Source organism: Azorhizobium caulinodans ORS 571 (assembly GCF_000010525.1).
Lineage (GTDB): Bacteria > Pseudomonadota > Alphaproteobacteria > Rhizobiales > Xanthobacteraceae > Azorhizobium > Azorhizobium caulinodans.
In genome coordinates this window covers 3097331-3111925 of the sequence record NC_009937.1, presented here as the reverse complement: position 1 = coordinate 3111925, position 14595 = coordinate 3097331, and the positions used below count along the sequence as shown (strand labels likewise).

13 protein-coding genes are annotated in these 14595 nt (G+C 67.9%); 5 read left to right on the top strand and 8 right to left on the bottom strand.

Features of this window, described 5'->3' with window-relative positions; translation table 11 throughout:
* Positions 1 to 29 precede the first annotated feature (29 nt).
* The gene (locus tag AZC_RS14170; RefSeq protein WP_043879386.1) at positions 30 to 1010 is read left to right on the top strand and encodes a GlxA family transcriptional regulator; all 981 of its coding nucleotides are present in this window, start codon (positions 30 to 32) and stop codon (positions 1008 to 1010) included.
* Positions 1011 to 1052: 42 nt separating this feature from the next.
* On the opposite strand, the gene AZC_RS14165 is transcribed toward AZC_RS14170, so the two are convergent.
* Positions 1053 to 2750 carry a methyl-accepting chemotaxis protein gene (locus AZC_RS14165; protein ID WP_043879385.1) on the bottom strand — a complete coding sequence of 566 codons (1698 nt, stop codon included), beginning with the start codon at positions 2748 to 2750 and terminating at the stop codon, positions 1053 to 1055.
* 380 nt (positions 2751 to 3130) lie between these two features.
* On the opposite strand from AZC_RS14165, the gene AZC_RS14160 reads away from it, so the two are divergent.
* Positions 3131 to 3895 carry a DeoR/GlpR family DNA-binding transcription regulator gene (locus AZC_RS14160; RefSeq protein ID WP_012171262.1) on the top strand — a complete coding sequence of 255 codons (765 nt, stop codon included), beginning with the start codon at positions 3131 to 3133 and terminating at the stop codon, positions 3893 to 3895.
* A 10-nt stretch (positions 3896 to 3905) separates the two neighbouring features.
* Here the strand turns inward: AZC_RS14160 and AZC_RS14155 are convergent, their stop codons facing one another.
* The 6 genes from AZC_RS14155 to AZC_RS14130 all read right to left on the bottom strand — a co-directional run bounded on the left by AZC_RS14155 (position 3906) and on the right by AZC_RS14130 (position 9814).
* Entirely contained in the window at positions 3906 to 5489 is a 1584-nt protein-coding gene (locus tag AZC_RS14155; protein WP_012171261.1) for an ABC transporter substrate-binding protein, read from the bottom strand.
* 69 nt (positions 5490 to 5558) lie between these two features.
* Positions 5559 to 6440 carry a polysaccharide deacetylase family protein gene (locus tag AZC_RS14150; protein WP_012171260.1) on the bottom strand — a complete coding sequence of 294 codons (882 nt, stop codon included), beginning with the start codon at positions 6438 to 6440 and terminating at the stop codon, positions 5559 to 5561.
* Positions 6427 to 7248 carry an ABC transporter substrate-binding protein gene (locus AZC_RS14145; RefSeq protein ID WP_148209849.1) on the bottom strand — a complete coding sequence of 274 codons (822 nt, stop codon included), beginning with the start codon at positions 7246 to 7248 and terminating at the stop codon, positions 6427 to 6429. The genes AZC_RS14150 and AZC_RS14145 overlap by 14 nt, the downstream gene beginning before the upstream one ends.
* Positions 7249 to 7268: 20 nt before the next feature.
* Positions 7269 to 8039, bottom strand: a complete 771-nt coding sequence (locus tag AZC_RS14140; protein ID WP_012171258.1) for an amino acid ABC transporter ATP-binding protein — start codon at positions 8037 to 8039, stop codon at positions 7269 to 7271.
* Positions 8036 to 8872: an amino acid ABC transporter permease gene (locus AZC_RS14135; RefSeq protein WP_012171257.1), complete on the bottom strand. Its 837-nt coding sequence runs from the start codon at positions 8870 to 8872 to the stop codon at positions 8036 to 8038. The genes AZC_RS14140 and AZC_RS14135 overlap by 4 nt, the downstream gene beginning before the upstream one ends.
* Positions 8873 to 8905: 33 nt before the next feature.
* Entirely contained in the window at positions 8906 to 9814 is a 909-nt protein-coding gene (locus tag AZC_RS14130; RefSeq protein WP_244421861.1) for an N-carbamoyl-D-amino-acid hydrolase, read from the bottom strand.
* A 161-nt stretch (positions 9815 to 9975) separates the two neighbouring features.
* Between AZC_RS14130 and AZC_RS14125 the strand changes: the two genes are divergently transcribed.
* From AZC_RS14125 to AZC_RS14115, 3 genes are all read left to right on the top strand, one after another.
* Positions 9976 to 10887 carry a LysR family transcriptional regulator gene (locus tag AZC_RS14125; protein WP_012171255.1) on the top strand — a complete coding sequence of 304 codons (912 nt, stop codon included), beginning with the start codon at positions 9976 to 9978 and terminating at the stop codon, positions 10885 to 10887.
* Between the two features lie 135 nt (positions 10888 to 11022).
* Positions 11023 to 12405 (top strand): amidohydrolase family protein, encoded by a 1383-nt coding sequence (locus tag AZC_RS14120; RefSeq protein WP_043879384.1) that lies wholly within the window; start codon positions 11023 to 11025, stop codon positions 12403 to 12405.
* Between the two features lie 110 nt (positions 12406 to 12515).
* Positions 12516 to 12980, top strand: coding sequence for a YbaK/EbsC family protein (locus tag AZC_RS14115; RefSeq protein WP_012171253.1), 465 nt, complete (start codon positions 12516 to 12518; stop codon positions 12978 to 12980).
* A 60-nt stretch (positions 12981 to 13040) separates the two neighbouring features.
* Here AZC_RS14115 and AZC_RS14110 read toward each other — a convergent pair whose 3' ends face one another.
* Positions 13041 to 14594: a hydantoinase/oxoprolinase N-terminal domain-containing protein gene (locus AZC_RS14110; RefSeq protein WP_012171252.1), complete on the bottom strand. Its 1554-nt coding sequence runs from the start codon at positions 14592 to 14594 to the stop codon at positions 13041 to 13043.
* Between the last annotated feature and the right edge of the window lies 1 nt (position 14595).

The window sequence follows — 14595 nt, the reverse complement described above, 5'->3', positions numbered from 1 at the left end:
CCACCATAGGGCGGTTGCATCTGGCGCAAATGCCAAATGTCCCTCGCTTTCTGCCAATGCCGGTCCGCCGGGTCGAAGTCCTGGCCTTCCCTGATGTCCAGTTGCTGGATGTCGCCGGTTCCCTGCAGGTCTTCGCGACGGCCAACGATCTGGCCAAAAGCGCCGGAGAACCCGCGCCCTATGAGATCGAGACCGTGGCGCGGGCACCCGAGGTGCGTACGTCCTCGGGCCTTCGGCTTGCCACCACAACGATCCCGGACGCGGAAGCCCCGCTCGACACCTTCGTTGTCGCCGGCGGGCGCGGGGTGAATGTCGCGATCCTCGACCCGGAAATGGTGGATCTCGTCCGGCGTCGATCCGCCGCCGCCCGCCGCACCGCTTCTGTGTGCAGCGGCGCCTTCCTGCTGGCGCAGGCGGGGCTGCTCGACGGCCGGCGGGCGGTGACCCACTGGCAGCGCTGCGCGGAATTCTCCCGGACCTTCCCTAATGTGAAGCTGGAGCCCGATCCCATCTTCGTGCGAGACGGCGACATCTGGACGTCCGCCGGCATCACGGCAGGGATCGATCTTGCGCTGGCGCTGGTGGAGGAGGATCTGGGCCACGGTCCGGCTCTTGCGGTGGCCCGCCAATTGGTTGTCTTCCTCAAACGGCCCGGCGGCCAGGCGCAGTTCAGCGCCGCCCTCGACATGCAGGACGGCGGCGGGCGGTTTGACGCGCTGCACGGCTGGATGCTGGAGAACCTGAAAGCCGATCTGTCGGTGCCGGTGCTGGCCGATCAGGCGGGAATGAGCGCGCGCAGCTTCGCTCGCCATTATCAGGAGACCACCGGCCGCACGCCGGCGCGTGCTGTCGAACAGATGCGGGTGGAAGCCGCGCGCAGGCTTCTGGAGGCACGCACCAGCGTCAGCGAAGCCGCGCGCCGCTGCGGCTTCGGCACCGAGGAGACCATGCGGCGCAGCTTCCTGCGGCTGCTCTCAGTTTCCCCGCAGGCCTATCGGGAGCGGTTCTAGCTGAACTGCCCCGCGCCCGCGAAGGGCGCGGGGTAGGCGGCATTATGCGGCGTTGAGATCGCGGACGAAGGTTTCCACCACCTCCCGCAGGTCGGCGGCCTGGCTGGAGAGGCCCTGCGAGAGATCGAGCAGTTGCGAGGCAGCCGAACCGGTCTCGACGGCTGCGCGACCTACGCCTTCGATATTCTCGGTCACCTGATTGGTGCCGACGGCTGCCTGCTGACAGTTCTGCGCGATCTCGCCGGTGGCCGCGCCCTGTTCCTCCACCGCGCTGGCGATGGCGGCGGAGATGGACTTGATGTCGGAAACCACGCGCACGATCTCGCCCATGGACGATACCGTGCCCCGGGTCGCGGTCTGGATCTCGCCGATCTTCTGGGCGATATCGTTGGTGGCGCGGGCCGTCTGCGTGGCGAGTTCCTTCACCTCGGTCGCCACCACCGCAAAGCCCTTGCCGGCCTCGCCCGCGCGCGCCGCCTCGATGGTGGCGTTAAGCGCGAGAAGGTTCGTCTGGTCGGCGATGCCCTTGATGAGATTGATCACGTCGCCGATGGCGGTCGCGGCCCCGGCAAGCTCCGTGATGCGGGCGTTGGATGCTTCCGCTTCGCGGAAGGCCACATCGGCCACCTCCGCGGAGTGGGCCACCTGCCCGGTGATCTCGCGCACCGAAATGGCGAGGCTGTCCGAGGACGAGGCCACCGTTTCCACGTTCGCCGCGGCCTGCTCGGCGGCGCTTGCCACGGCCTGGGCCTGACGGGACGTCTCCTCGGCGGTGGAGGAGAGGTTGCGGGCGGAATTCGCCACCTCGCCGGAGGACTGGGCGAAGCGGCCCGCCAGTTCCTGCATGCGGGCGACGAAGCCCACCGCGACGGTCTCCCGGCGGGCGAGGCGTTCACGCTCGGCGGCTTCGGTGGCAGCCTGTGCGGCGCGCAACTCCTCGCCCTGCTGGAGCTGTCCGCGCAGCACGTCGAGGGCCTTGGCCATGGCGCCGATCTCGTCCTTTCGGGTGTCGCCGGTGATGGCCACGTCGAGCTTGCCGGCGCCGATCTGAGTCATGGCGGCAACCATGGCGTTGATGGGCGCCACGATGCCGCTGCGCACCAGAAGGGCGGCGATGAGAATGATGACCACAGTCGAGCCGATCACCCCGGCGAAGGTGAGCAGAATGGTGTTGCTGGTGGTGCGCTCGCCTTCCGCATTCATCGTGGCGATACGGTCCCGCATGATGTCGTTGATCTCGACCAGCGACGTGATCGTCTTGTTCAGGGCCGGCTCGCAATCCCGCTGCATCAGCCGCGAGGCGCGGGTGCTCATTGTCATGTCGCCAACCACGCTCGAAAGCTTCAGCGTCTCGGCGCAGGCCTGCTCATAGGCGGTGTGCAGCACGCGGGTGGCGGCGCCGATCCTGTCGGCGGCTTCGGGCATGGCCTTGGCGGCGAGACCCATGCGGTCGTCGAAGCCCTTCAGTGCCTCGGCCTGTGCCGCACGGGCGGCCTTCACGTCGTCGTCGGAAAAGGCGGAGACCTGCCGGTAGATGGCGACGCTGGTGCTGGCGGCGAGACGGCCGGCGCGGGCGATGTTGATGGCTGCCGCCTGCGGCCCCTCCGCCTGGGTGCGATACATGTCGTTCAGCGCGGAGATGTTGTGCGTGGCGTAGTAGGCGCCGGCCGCGCTGGTGAGGCCGAGCACGAGCAAAAGGCTGACGACCTTCCAGATCATCGGAAAATTGCGATAGGACATGGGGGTATCTCGCAGACGAGCGCGCGCCGAAATATGCGGCGGAACGCAACGGGCCGATGGGCGGAGGTGACGCGTCACGGTTCGCGTCCAGTCTTTCGCGGGGCTTGCGTCTTTCCCCCGCGCCAATGTGCCGGACGCCCTGCTGCCATGCGCATTTGCAGGTGCTCGCCACCCTCCGGTTGGTGGCCTTTCCGAAGCCGGCGTGGCAGGTTCCTGCCACGCTCTGCTGCGCTCGCCGGCATTCCGTGATGCCTTGCTGGGCATTAGAGGAGCAGGCAGCTTCACCATTTCAAGCTATGCATCCGTCGGCCCCGGCCGGCGCCTGCGCGGATCACACGCGGCGCTTGCAATGCTCCGGGCCTCGGAGGCAGTGTGCCGCCATGGACCTTACTGATCGCCAGCAGGAGATTCTCGCCGTCGCCCGGTCTTCCGGTCGCGTCATGGTCGAGGACCTCGCCCTTCGTTTCCAGGTGACGCCGCAGACCATCCGCAAGGACCTGAACGACCTCTGCGACCGCCAGCTTCTGGCCCGGACCCATGGCGGGGCGGTGGTCACCTCCAGCGTCGAGAACGTGGCCTATGAAGCGCGGCGCCTGATTGCGGATGCCGAGAAGCGGGCCATCGGCCGGGCGGCGGCGGCGCTCATTCCCGACAAGTCTTCGCTGTTCATCAATATCGGCACCACCACCGAGGAGGTGGCGAAGTCGCTCGGAGACCGGCGCGACCTGCTCGTCATCACCAACAATCTGCACGTGGCGATGCAGCTTTATCCCAACCCCGACATGCGGGTGATCGTCGCCGGCGGGCAGGTGCGCCACAGCGACGGGGCGGTGATCGGCGCCTCCGCCATCGACCTCATCCAGCAGTTCAAGGTGGACCTTGCCATCATCGGCGCCTCGGCCATCGACGAGGATGGAGCGCTGCTGGATTTCGACTATCAGGAGGTACGCGTCAGCCAGGCCATCATCGCCAATGCCCGGCGCGTGGTGCTGGTCTCCGACCATCTGAAGGTCGGCCGCTCGGCGCCGGTGCGCATCGCCCACCTGAAGCAGGTGGACGTGTTCGTCACCGACAAGATGGTCTCCCCCCGCCTCGCCAAGGTGTGCCGTGAGGCGAATGTGGAAGTGATCGAGGCGGGGGAGTAGGCCCGTCCCCTCAGGCCGGACGCACGTTCCAGAACACCGCCGTGCCGTTCATTATGCCGGTGATCGCGCTGCGATAGGCGGTGGGCTGCTTGTAGAGGCCGACGGGATAGTAAGGCACCTCCTCGAAGGCGAGGGTCTGGATGTCCCGGCAGATGCGCTGCTGCTCCGCCAGTGTCGGTGCGGAGAGCCACTGGGCGCGCAGCGCGCCCATCTTCTCGCTCTTGTACCAGCCCGCCGTGCCGGCATCGCCGCGCAGGTTCGTGTTTCCTGCGGGGTTGAGCCAGTCGATGCCCTGCCAGTTGCCGACGCCTGCGCTCCAGCCGCCCTGATCCACCGGATCCTTCTTGAGCTGGCGCTGGAGGATGGCCCCGAACTCCATGGCGGCATATTCGACGTTCATGCCCACCTGCTGGAGCATGTCGAAGGCGACATCCCCGAGCGGCTTCTGGGCGGCGGAATTGGCCGGCACCATCAGCACCACCTTCTCGCCATTATAGCCGGCGGCCTTCAGCGCCGCCTTGACCTTGGCATAGTCCCGCGGGCCGTTGAACACATCGAGCCCCACGTCGCTCGCGAAGGGCGTGCCGGGGGCGAAGAAGCCGATGGGCGTCGTCTGGTACTGCGGATCATCCCCCGCCACTGCCGTCATGAAGGCGGACTGGTCGATGGCGCCGAACAGGGCGCGGCGGATGGCCGGATTGTCGAAGGGCGGCTGGAGGTGGTTCACCCGCAACATGCAGGCATAGCCGCGCGGATCGAGAATGCGGGTGGAGACGCCCTTCGCCTTTTTGAGGATGGGCAGCAGGTCGTGAGGAGCGGTTTCCTGCCAGTCCTGCTCGCCGGTCTGGAGCGCGGCGGCGCCCGTCGCGGCGTCTGGCATGGTGGTCCAGACCACGCGGTCGTAATGGACGATCTTCGGTCCGGCGGTCCAGTCCGGCGTGCCGCTCTCGCGCGGCTTGTAGCGCTCGAAGCGGGCATAGACGTTGCGCGCGCCCTGCACCCGCTCGTCGGCCACGAAGCGGAAGGGGCCGGAGCCTACCACCTCGGTGAGCGGCTTGAACGGATCCTGCGTCGCGTGGCGCTCCGGCATCATGAAGGGCGCCTGCACCGCCGCCTTGCCGAGGGCGGAGGGCAGCAAGGGGAAGGGGCGCTTGAGGCGGAAACGGATGGTGCGGTCGTCGGGGGCGGAGATCTCATCGGTGGCGGCCATCAATTCCGCCCCGAAGCCGTCGCGCTTGGCCCAGCGCTTGATGCTGGCCACGCAGTCGCGCGAGAGCACCTTCTCCCCATCGTGCCACACGAGGCCCTCGCGGAGTGTCAGGTCCCATTGCAGCCCGTCATTGCTGACGAGATGGCCTTCCACCATCTGCGGCGAGACTTCCAGGGCCGAATTCATGCCGTAGAGCGTGTCGTAGACCATGAAGCCATGGTTCCGGGACACCTGCGCGGTGGAATAGATCGGGTCGGTGAAGGTGAGGTCGATCACCGGCACGAACCGCAGCGTGGTCTGCGACTGCGCCCGCACGATGGAGGGCAGGGACACCAGCGGCGCGGCAGCCGCCGCACGCAGGAAGGAGCGCCGGGAGAGCAGCATCGGGCAGGGCCTTGTTGGGGGAAGGAGAACGCCCGGCCAGATGGGCCGGGCGGGAGCGTCGGCGGGCGATCAGGCTTTCGGCTCGTGCGCCTCGAAATGGGCGGTGATCTCCGCGCCCGTGGCGGTCCAGATGTCGCCGCGATCGCGCACCCAGGTCAGGAACTCGCGCAGCAGCTTCAGCCGCATGGGCCGCCCGCTCACTTGCGGGTGCAGGACGGTGGTGATGAGCCCGCCCCAGTCGGCAGTTTCCTCAAGCTCGTCCTTCCAGATGGACAGCACGTGCTCGCGCGGGAACAGCGGGCGCGGCGAATAGCGGTTGGTGAGGCCGTAGAGCCAGTCGTCATAGGTCATGGTGACCGGAAGCTCGACGAGGCCCGGCGTGCCATCCGCCAACACATGGCGATAGGGCCGCACATCATCGCGCCAGGAGGAGGAATATTTCAGCCCGCGCTCTTTCAGCAGCACGCGCAGTTCCTCGCAGCTCTCGCCATAGGGCGCGCGATAGCCCACCGGCACCACGCCGAGGCGCCGCTTCAGCGTCTCAAGGCCCCGGTCCACTTCCTCCGTGAGCGAGGGGTGGCCCGGCATGGGCATGATGTGGTGGAAGCCGTGATGGCCGATCTCGTGCCCCGCCTTCAGGATCGCCTCGCAGGTGGCGGGATGGGCCTCCACGCTCCAGCCGGTGATGAAGAAGGTGGCCTTCATCTCCAGCTGGTCGAACAGTTCCAGCATCTTCGGCACGCCCACGCGCGCCTCGAAGCCGCCGAAGGACATGGTGACCAGTTCCTCGTAGCGGGCCGGGTCCTTCGAGGTCCAGGCGCTTTCCGCATCCACGTCGGCGGAGAGGAACATGGCGCCGCGCTTGCCGTGCGGCCAGGGGATGAGGGGGGCGGCCGGCGCGCGGTTGGCCGGGGCCAGCGGAAGGCGCGCGAAGGCGTCATTGTCCGGCATCTATGGTGACCTCTTGAATGCCGTTTCGGGAAAGCGTCCAGGCGGCCAGCAGCTTGGCGTATGTGCCATCGGCGATCAGCCCGCGCAGGGCGTCCGCGAGGGCATCGCGCAGGCCGGTGGCCTCCTTGTTGGTGGCAAGGCCCATGAGCGTCCAGCGCGTGGGCTCACCCACCAGAGCGTAGGTGTTGGGCTCCTGGGCCATGATGTAGGGCAGCGTCTCGTCGCCCTGCATGGCGGCATCGATGCGGCCCTGTCGGAGCTGCGTGCGCGCATCCGCCGAGCCTTCGGTGCCCACCACAACGATCGCCGGCTTGCCGGTGCCGACGCAGGCGGTGTCCGAGAAGTCCTTGATGACGCCGGGGAGCGAAGTGCGGCGGCTGGCGCCCACCTTCTGGCCGCACAGGGCCTCGCGGTTCGGGAATTCCGACGCGCGGCTCGCCTGCGTGAAGAATTGCGTGCCCGAGCGCAGATAGTCGATGAAGCTCGCGCCATCGCGGCGGGTGGGCAGGTCGCTCATGCCGGAGAGAATGATGTCCACGCGCCCGGTCTTCAGCGCCGGCAGCATGGCCTCGAAGCTCGTCTCCTGCCACTGCATCTTGAGCCCCAGCTTTTCGGCCAGCGCATTGCCGAGCGCGATGTCGAAGCCGGAGAGCTGGCCGGTGGCGGGGTCCTTGAACTCCAGCGGCGGATAATTGGGAATGACGGCGACCGTGATCGTGCCGCGCGCCTTGATCTCGGCCGGGATCTCCGCCGCGCCGGCGGCGAAGGGAAGAAGCAGGCAGGCGCTGAGCAGAAGGCGTTTCAGCATGTGCGTCTCCAAAGAAGGGATTAGCCAAGAACGGCGGAGAGAAAAGCCTGCGTGCGGGCCTCGCGGGGCTGGCCGAGCACCTGTTCGGCGCTGCCCTCCTCGATGATGCGGCCCTGATCCATGAACACCACGCGACCCGCCACCTCGCGGGCGAAGCCGAGTTCGTGGGTGACGACGATCATGGTCATGCCGGAGGCGGCGAGTTCTTTCATGACGGCGAGGACTTCGCCCACCAGTTCCGGATCGAGCGCCGAGGTCGGCTCGTCGAACAGCATCACCTTCGGCTTCATGCAGAGCGCGCGGGCGATGGCGACGCGCTGCTGCTGGCCGCCGGAGAGCTGGGCGGGATAATGGCCCGCCTTGTCGGCAAGGCCCACGCGGGCGAGGAGATCACGCGCCTCTTGCTCCACGGCCCGGCGTTCGCGCCTTTGCACCTGCACCGGCCCCTCGATGATGTTTTCCAGCGCCGTCATGTGCGGAAAGAGGTTGAAGCGTTGGAACACCATGCCGGTGGCGAGGCGCTGGCGGGCGATCGCGGCTTCCGGCAGGCGGTGCAGGCGACCGTTATGGATGGAGAAGCCGTTGAGCTCGCCATCCACCCAGATGGCACCGGCATCCTGCTCCACGAGCTGGTTCACACAGCGCAGGAGCGTCGTCTTGCCCGAACCGGAGGCGCCGATGATGCACACCACCTCGCCGGGCCGGACGTCAAGCGACACATGGTGGAGCACCTGGAAGGCGCCGAAATATTTCTCCAGACCAACGATGGAGACGATGGGCGCGGGTTTCATCGGCCACCTGCCGTGCCGCGCGCGAACCGGCGCTCCAGCAGCATCTGCAACGGGGTGAGGAGGGAGACGATGGCGAGATACCAGATGGCCGCCACGATCAGCAGCTCGATGACGCGGGAGTTCGCGTAATAGATGTTCTGCGCGCTGTGCAGGATTTCCGTGAACTGGATCACGGACGCCAGCGAGGTCAGCTTCACCATGCCGATGAATTCGTTGCCGAGTGGCGGAATGATCACCCGCATGGCCTGCGGCAGCACGATGCGGCGCAGCGCCAGAAGGCGCGTCATGCCGATGGCTTTCGCCGCTTCATACTGGCCAGTGTCCACCGCCAGCAGGCCCGCGCGCACCACTTCCGACGTATAGGCGCCCTGATTGATGCCGAGGCCAAGGAGGGCGGCCACCACCGGCGTCATCACCTCCACCGTGCGCACGGTCCACCAACCGCTGATGCCGAGGCGGGGAAAGATGAGCGCGAGGTTGAACCACAGCAGCAGCTGGAGGATGACCGGCGTCCCCCGGAACAGCCAGACATAGCCCATGGCGACACCGCGCAGCACCGGATTGGGCGACATGCGCATGATGGCGGTGATCACGCCGAGCACGATGCCCACACCCATGGCCGCGAACGTCATGACGATGGTGTTGAGCAGGCCCGTGAGAATGACCGGCGCGGTGAGGAAGGTGCCGACAAACTGCCATTCGATCATGCCCACCGCGAAGGCGCGGGCGAGGGCGGCCAGCAGCAGCAGGATGACCGCAACCGCGATCCATCGCCCCCAGTGGCGCTGCGGGGCGATGCTGTAGCCCGAGATGTCGGGCAAAGGCCCGGTCATCGCTGCACTCCGGTCACTCCTTGGCTTGCATGATCACGCGGGGAGAACGGCGCCGACCTGATCCACCAGCCGCCGGTAATGCTCGGGGCGGCGGTGGGCGGCGAAATTGAACATCTTCTCCTTGCCCTGCCGGCAGGCATCGAGGTCGCAGTCGGCGACCAGAACCTCGTCTTCCAGCGTCTTCGCCTGCGCCACCAGCACGCCATTGGGATCGACGATGCAGGAGCCGCCGATGAGGGCCGAACCGTCCTCGTCGCCCGCTTTGGCGACGCTGACCGCCCAGGTGGCGTTCATATAGGCATTGGCCTGCGCCACCAGCGTGGAGTGGAAGGTGCGCAGCGCGGCATCCTCCGTGTTGCCGCCGTTGGGGTCATAGGCGGCGGAATTATAGCCCATGAGCATCAGTTCGACGCCCTGAAGGCCATAGGCGCGCCAGGCTTCCGGCCAGCGGCGATCGTTGCACACCAGCATGCCGAGGATAGGCGACTGCCACGCCTGCGGCCCCCGGAAGGCCGGAAAGCCGAGGTCGCCATATTCGAAATAGCGCTTTTCAAGCTGCTGGAACCGGTCGCCGGGGCGCGGCTCCACCGAGCCCGGCAGATGAACCTTGCGATATTTGCCGAGGATGGCGCCGTCCGGCCCGACCGTGATGGAGCTGTTGAAGCGCTGACCAGCGGGCGTCAGCTCCGCATAGCCCACATAGAAACCGACGCCGAGCGCCCGCGCCCGGTCGAACAGGGGCTGCACGCCGGGATTTGGCATGGCGGTTTCAAAGCTCGCCAGCAGTTCGGCGTCATCCAGCAGCCAGCGCGGGAAGAAGGTGGTGAAGGCCAGTTCCGGGAACACCACGAGCTGCGCGCCATCGGCGGCGGCGGCCTCCAGAAGGCGGATCATGCGGTCGAGTGTCACCGCACGCGGCTCCGTCCGGGAGGTGGGGCCCATCTGGGCGGCGGCGAGGCGGAGAACGCGGGTCATGGGCAGGCTGGCTTTCGAGAAGTGATCGAATTTTCGTCACGTCAGAGCCTCGCACACTCTTTGCGCATTTCAACGTTGTTGATTATAAAAACGCAGCCTTCGCCATTTGCATTCCGAATAGGTGCGCGATGAACCTGCGCCAGCTGGAGATCTTTCGCGCCGTGATGCGGTGCCAGACCACCATGGGGGCCGCCACTGCCCTCTCCATGTCCCAGCCGGCGGTGAGCAATGCCCTGAAGCAGATGGAGAGCCAGATCGGCTTCCTGCTGTTCGACCGCATCAACAACCGCCTCTTTCCCACCGAGGCGGCGCGCATGATCTACGAGGATTCCGAGCCCCTCTTCGCCATGCATGCCGCGCTGGAAACACGGGTGCGCGACCTGCGGGACGACAAGGTGGCGCGCTTGCGCATCCTCTCCACCCCGCCGCTCGGCCATGGGGTGATCGCGCAGACCCTGGTGCGCTTTGCCGCCGCCAATCCCAAAGTGCGGGTGGGGTTCGACGTGCGCCATCTGGACGAGGTGATCGAGGGGGTGGAGACGGGCGCGGCCGACCTCGGCTTCGGTCTTGCGCTGGGCGACACGCCGTCGCTGAAGGTGCAGGCGCTGCATGCGGGCGCCATGGTGTGCGTTTGCCGGGAGGACCATCCGCTGGCGCGGGAAGAGGTGGTGACGCCGGATCTCCTGAGGGGCCGCAGCTTCGTGGGGCTGGAGGGCGAAACGCGCATGGGCCAGTCCGTCCGCACGGCGTTCGAGACGTCTGGCGTGCCTTATGAGGCGAGCGTGATGGTGCGCTATTGCGGCACCGCCTGCGTCCTCGCGGCGGCTGGACTCGGGGCGGCGGTGGTGGACGCCTTCTCCCCGGCGTCATCTGGGCAGGCAGGGCTCGTAGTGCGGCCTTTCGCGCCCCGCGTGCCTTGCGTCGCCTCCGCCTTCTGGTCGGGTCTGCGGCGTCCACCGGTGGCGGCCGGGCGCTTTCTCGATGCGCTGCGGGTCACGCTGTCCGTGACGGTGCCCCATCTGGTGGGGCAGGGTGGCTGAGACCTATTCGCGCCGGGAATACAGGGGGCGGCAATTTCATAGCGGTGAGGATTGAACACGTCGCGCATCGGCGCGCGCATCTTTCATAATCGAGGCATGACGCGGCCACGCGCCGCCGGCAGAGAGGATGCCCCCATGTTCGCCCCCACCACCACCGCCGTCTTCGGCTCCCATGTGCTGGCGCAGGGAGCAGGCGGGCCTGAGGTGCTGCGTGATCACTGGGTGCTCACCGAGGGGCGCCGCATCGCCGCCATCACGCCCACCCGGCCCGAAGGCGCGGATGTGGTGCTCGACGCTCCCGGCCGTTTCGTGCTGCCGGGCCTCATGAACCTGCACAATCACTGCTTCAGCGAGATGGTGGCGCGTACCCACACGGAGGACGGTGCGGGGCGCAAGAACAACCAGTCCGTGGTCTATACGGTGCTGCTGCCGCTCACGCGGACCGGCCTCGATATTCTCTCCCCCGACGAGCGCATGGCCATCGCCCGTCTCGGCATCCTCCAGATATTGAAGGGCGGGGCGACCACCGTCATGGAGCCGTTCCGCAACGGCCTGCCGGAAATGTTCGAGGCCGCCGAGGAGATGGGCCTGCGCTTCTACGGCGCCCCCTATCTCTTCTCCACGGCCGATGCGCGCGCCGATGCCGACGGCACCGTGCGCTACAAGGGCAGCGACGGCGAAGCCGACCTTGCCGCCTGGAACGCGCTCTACCAGCGCTGGGAGGGCGCGGACGAGGGGCGCATCCGCCTCGCCATGAGCCCCCACGCCACGGACACCTGCGACCCGGACCTGCTGCGGGCGGCGGCGGTGCGGGCGCGGGAGCTGAATGTGCCCATCACCACCCATCTCGCCCAGAGCGAGCGGGAGGTGGCGACCATACGCGAACGCCACGGACGTTCGCCGGCGGAATATCTGGACTGGCTGGGCCTTCTCGCGCCAGACCTCCTCGCCGCCCACTGCATCGCCAGTACGGACGATGACCTGCGCCTCATGGCGGCGCGGGGCATGACCGTGCTGAATTGTCCGCGCGTCTTCGCCCGCGCCGGCATGGTGGCCAATTTCGGCCGCTTCCGCAGCTTCGGCATCCCCACACTGGTGGGCACGGACGGCTACAATCTCGACCTGCTGGGGGAGCTGAGCGCGGCCGCCCTCATCTCCAAGACGCAGGCGGGTTCCGCCACCATCGCCTCGGCACCGGAGCTGATCGCCGCCGTCACCAGCGAGGCGGCGGCGGCCATCTTCCGGCCGGACCTTGGGGTGATCCGGCCCGGCGCGACGGCGGACCTCACCGTGATCGACCTCACCCATCCCCACCTCCAGCCGCTGTTCGATCCGCGCCGCGCGCTGGTGTGGCTGGCCAACCGGGCGAATGTGGATGCGGTGATCGTGGACGGGCGCGTGCTGGTTTCGAGCGGGCGTTATGTCCATGCCGACGAAGCGGCGATCGTCGCCGCCGGCACCGCCGCCATCCAGCGCATCTGGGATCTGCCGGAGGCCCGCGCCGCCTTCGAAAGCTGACGCCGCGTCGGCGTCCGGCAGGGTGGACGGGCGCGGCATTTCGTGCTTTCGAGCTTCCGCCGCCTTGGCGCTGGCAGATGTGCCGCGCGGCGGGACAGGAGACAGGTTAAGTGGAAGCCGTTGACCGCGTGCGCGAGGCCCTGAAGGCCGCCGATCATCCCGACAGCATCGCCGCCTTCGAGAGCGGCACGCGCAGCGCGGCGGACGCTGCCGCCTCCGTGGGCTGTGACGTGGCGCAGATCGCGAAATCCATCATCTTCCGCGCCGGGGATGAGCCTGTGCTGGTGGTGGCCTCGGGCAGCAACCGCATCGACCGCAAGAAGGTGGCGGCGGTGACGGGCCTTGCGGTGAAGCCCGCCGATCCGGCCTGGGTGCAGGAAAAGACCGGCTTTGCGGTGGGTGGTGTCGCGCCCGTGGGCCATGCCTGCGGCGTGACCACCCTGATCGACGCCGATCTGATGGCGCTCGATCCCGTCTGGGCTGCTGCCGGCTCGCCCATGCACGTCTTCCGCACTACGCCGCAGGAACTGGTGCGCCTCACCGGCGGCGCCGTCGCGGACGTGCGGCAGGACTGACGAGCGGATGAAGTGGAGAAGCCGGCAGCCATCCCGCTGCCGGCGTCTCCATTTTTGGGCTCAGGCCGCGTCGCGCACGTCCGGCGTTGCGATGCCGCCTGCCACCCGCGCCCGCACGCGCAGGGCGTTGCCGGGCAGGTAAGCGATGGGCATGTCTTCCACTTCCACGGTCTTGAGGCTGTCGCGATCTGCACCCGCCGCCACCGCCCGGTCGCGGGCGATGGTGAGGGCCGCTTCGATGGCCGCATCGCGGGAGAGATCGCGGAACACCTGATCGGTCTCCCCGCTCACCTGCGCGATGGCCGCGCCCACCGCATTGGCGCAATCGCCATGGGGCACGCGGACGATCTGCGAGCAGCCGGTGAGCTTCTCGGGCGCGAGGAAGGCCCCGCCGCCGACCGCCAGCAGCGGCACTTCGCCTGCCTCGGTCTTCATGCGGTCCACATTGTCCTCAAGCTGCTGGCGGGCATTCTCCAGCGCCGCCGTGATGAGGCCGGCGGAGAGATGCTGCACGCGGGCGCGGTCGCCGATGTCCAGCAGGCCGGCGGCCACCGCAATGTCCGTGGCGGTGAGCTGCGTGCCGCCGAAGACAAGGGCATCCTGCGTCAGCCGGTAGCCCACCGAAAGCGGGCCGATGCGGCCCGTGTCCGGGTCCACATGGCTGCCGCCGCCGAGCCCGATGGAGAGCAGGTCCGGCATCCGGAACAGGGTGCGCACGCCACCGACTTCCACCACCGAATTGGCCTCGCGGGGGAAGCCGTGGCGCAACTGGCCGATGTCGGACGTGGTGCCGCCCACATCCACCACCATGGCATCCTCGAGGCCGGAAAGATGCGCCGCGCCGCGCATGGAATTGGTGGCGCCAGAGGCAAAGCTCATGACCGGGAACTGGGTCGCCACCTCCGCCTGCATGACCGTGCCGTCATTCTGGGTGAGGTAGAGCGGGGCATCGATGCCGCTGTCCGCAATGGCCTTGCGGAAGGCCGAGACGGTGGTGGCGGCAAGATCGCGCAGGGCGGCATTGAGCAGCGCCGCATTTTCCCGCTCCAGCAGGCCGATGCGGCCGAGGTCGTGGGAGAGGGTGACGGCGATGTCCGGGCATTCCTCCAGCAGAATGTCCCGCGCCTGTTCCTCGCCGCTGGGATCGAGCGGGGAGAAGATGGCCGAGATGGCCACCGAGCGGATGCCCTGGTCCCGGATGCGCCGCGCGGCCGTGCGCACGCCTGCCGTGTCGAGCGGCATGAAGGGGCGGCCGTCATAGTCATGCCCGCCTTCGAGCATGAAGACCTCGCCATTCACCAGCGTGCCGAGATCCGACGGCCAGTCGCAGAAGGGCGGCAGCGCGGCGCTCGCCGGCATTCCGAGCCGGATGGCGGCGACCTTCTGGAGGTGGCGGCGCTGCACCACCGCATTGATGAAATGGGTGGTGCCGATGACCACCGCATCCACCTTGCCCCGCGTCGCCGGATGCTGGCGCAGCGCCGCGAGGGCGTCGAGTATGCCCGTGGTCACGTCCGCTGTGGTGGCGCGCTTCACGGAATGGATGACGGTGGTGCCGTCGATGAGCACGGCGTCCGTATTGGTGCCGCCGACGTCGATGCCGATGCGCCGCATG

Bases quoted from the DNA above. Each gene is read 5' to 3' on its own strand.
- AZC_RS14170 (WP_043879386.1), top strand. From the start codon at position 30: ATGCCAAATGTCCCTCGCTTTCTGCCAATGCCGGTCCGCCGGGTCGAA.
- AZC_RS14165 (WP_043879385.1), bottom strand. From the start codon at position 2,750: ATGTCCTATCGCAATTTTCCGATGATCTGGAAGGTCGTCAGCCTTTTG.
- AZC_RS14160 (WP_012171262.1), top strand. From the start codon at position 3,131: ATGGACCTTACTGATCGCCAGCAGGAGATTCTCGCCGTCGCCCGGTCT.
- AZC_RS14155 (WP_012171261.1), bottom strand. From the start codon at position 5,489: ATGCTGCTCTCCCGGCGCTCCTTCCTGCGTGCGGCGGCTGCCGCGCCG.
- AZC_RS14150 (WP_012171260.1), bottom strand. From the start codon at position 6,440: ATGCCGGACAATGACGCCTTCGCGCGCCTTCCGCTGGCCCCGGCCAAC.
- AZC_RS14145 (WP_148209849.1), bottom strand. From the start codon at position 7,248: ATGCTGAAACGCCTTCTGCTCAGCGCCTGCCTGCTTCTTCCCTTCGCC.
- AZC_RS14140 (WP_012171258.1), bottom strand. From the start codon at position 8,039: ATGAAACCCGCGCCCATCGTCTCCATCGTTGGTCTGGAGAAATATTTC.
- AZC_RS14135 (WP_012171257.1), bottom strand. From the start codon at position 8,872: ATGACCGGGCCTTTGCCCGACATCTCGGGCTACAGCATCGCCCCGCAG.
- AZC_RS14130 (WP_244421861.1), bottom strand. From the start codon at position 9,814: ATGGGCCCCACCTCCCGGACGGAGCCGCGTGCGGTGACACTCGACCGC.
- AZC_RS14125 (WP_012171255.1), top strand. From the start codon at position 9,976: ATGAACCTGCGCCAGCTGGAGATCTTTCGCGCCGTGATGCGGTGCCAG.
- AZC_RS14120 (WP_043879384.1), top strand. From the start codon at position 11,023: ATGTTCGCCCCCACCACCACCGCCGTCTTCGGCTCCCATGTGCTGGCG.
- AZC_RS14110 (WP_012171252.1), bottom strand. From the start codon at position 14,594: ATGCGGCGCATCGGCATCGACGTCGGCGGCACCAATACGGACGCCGTG.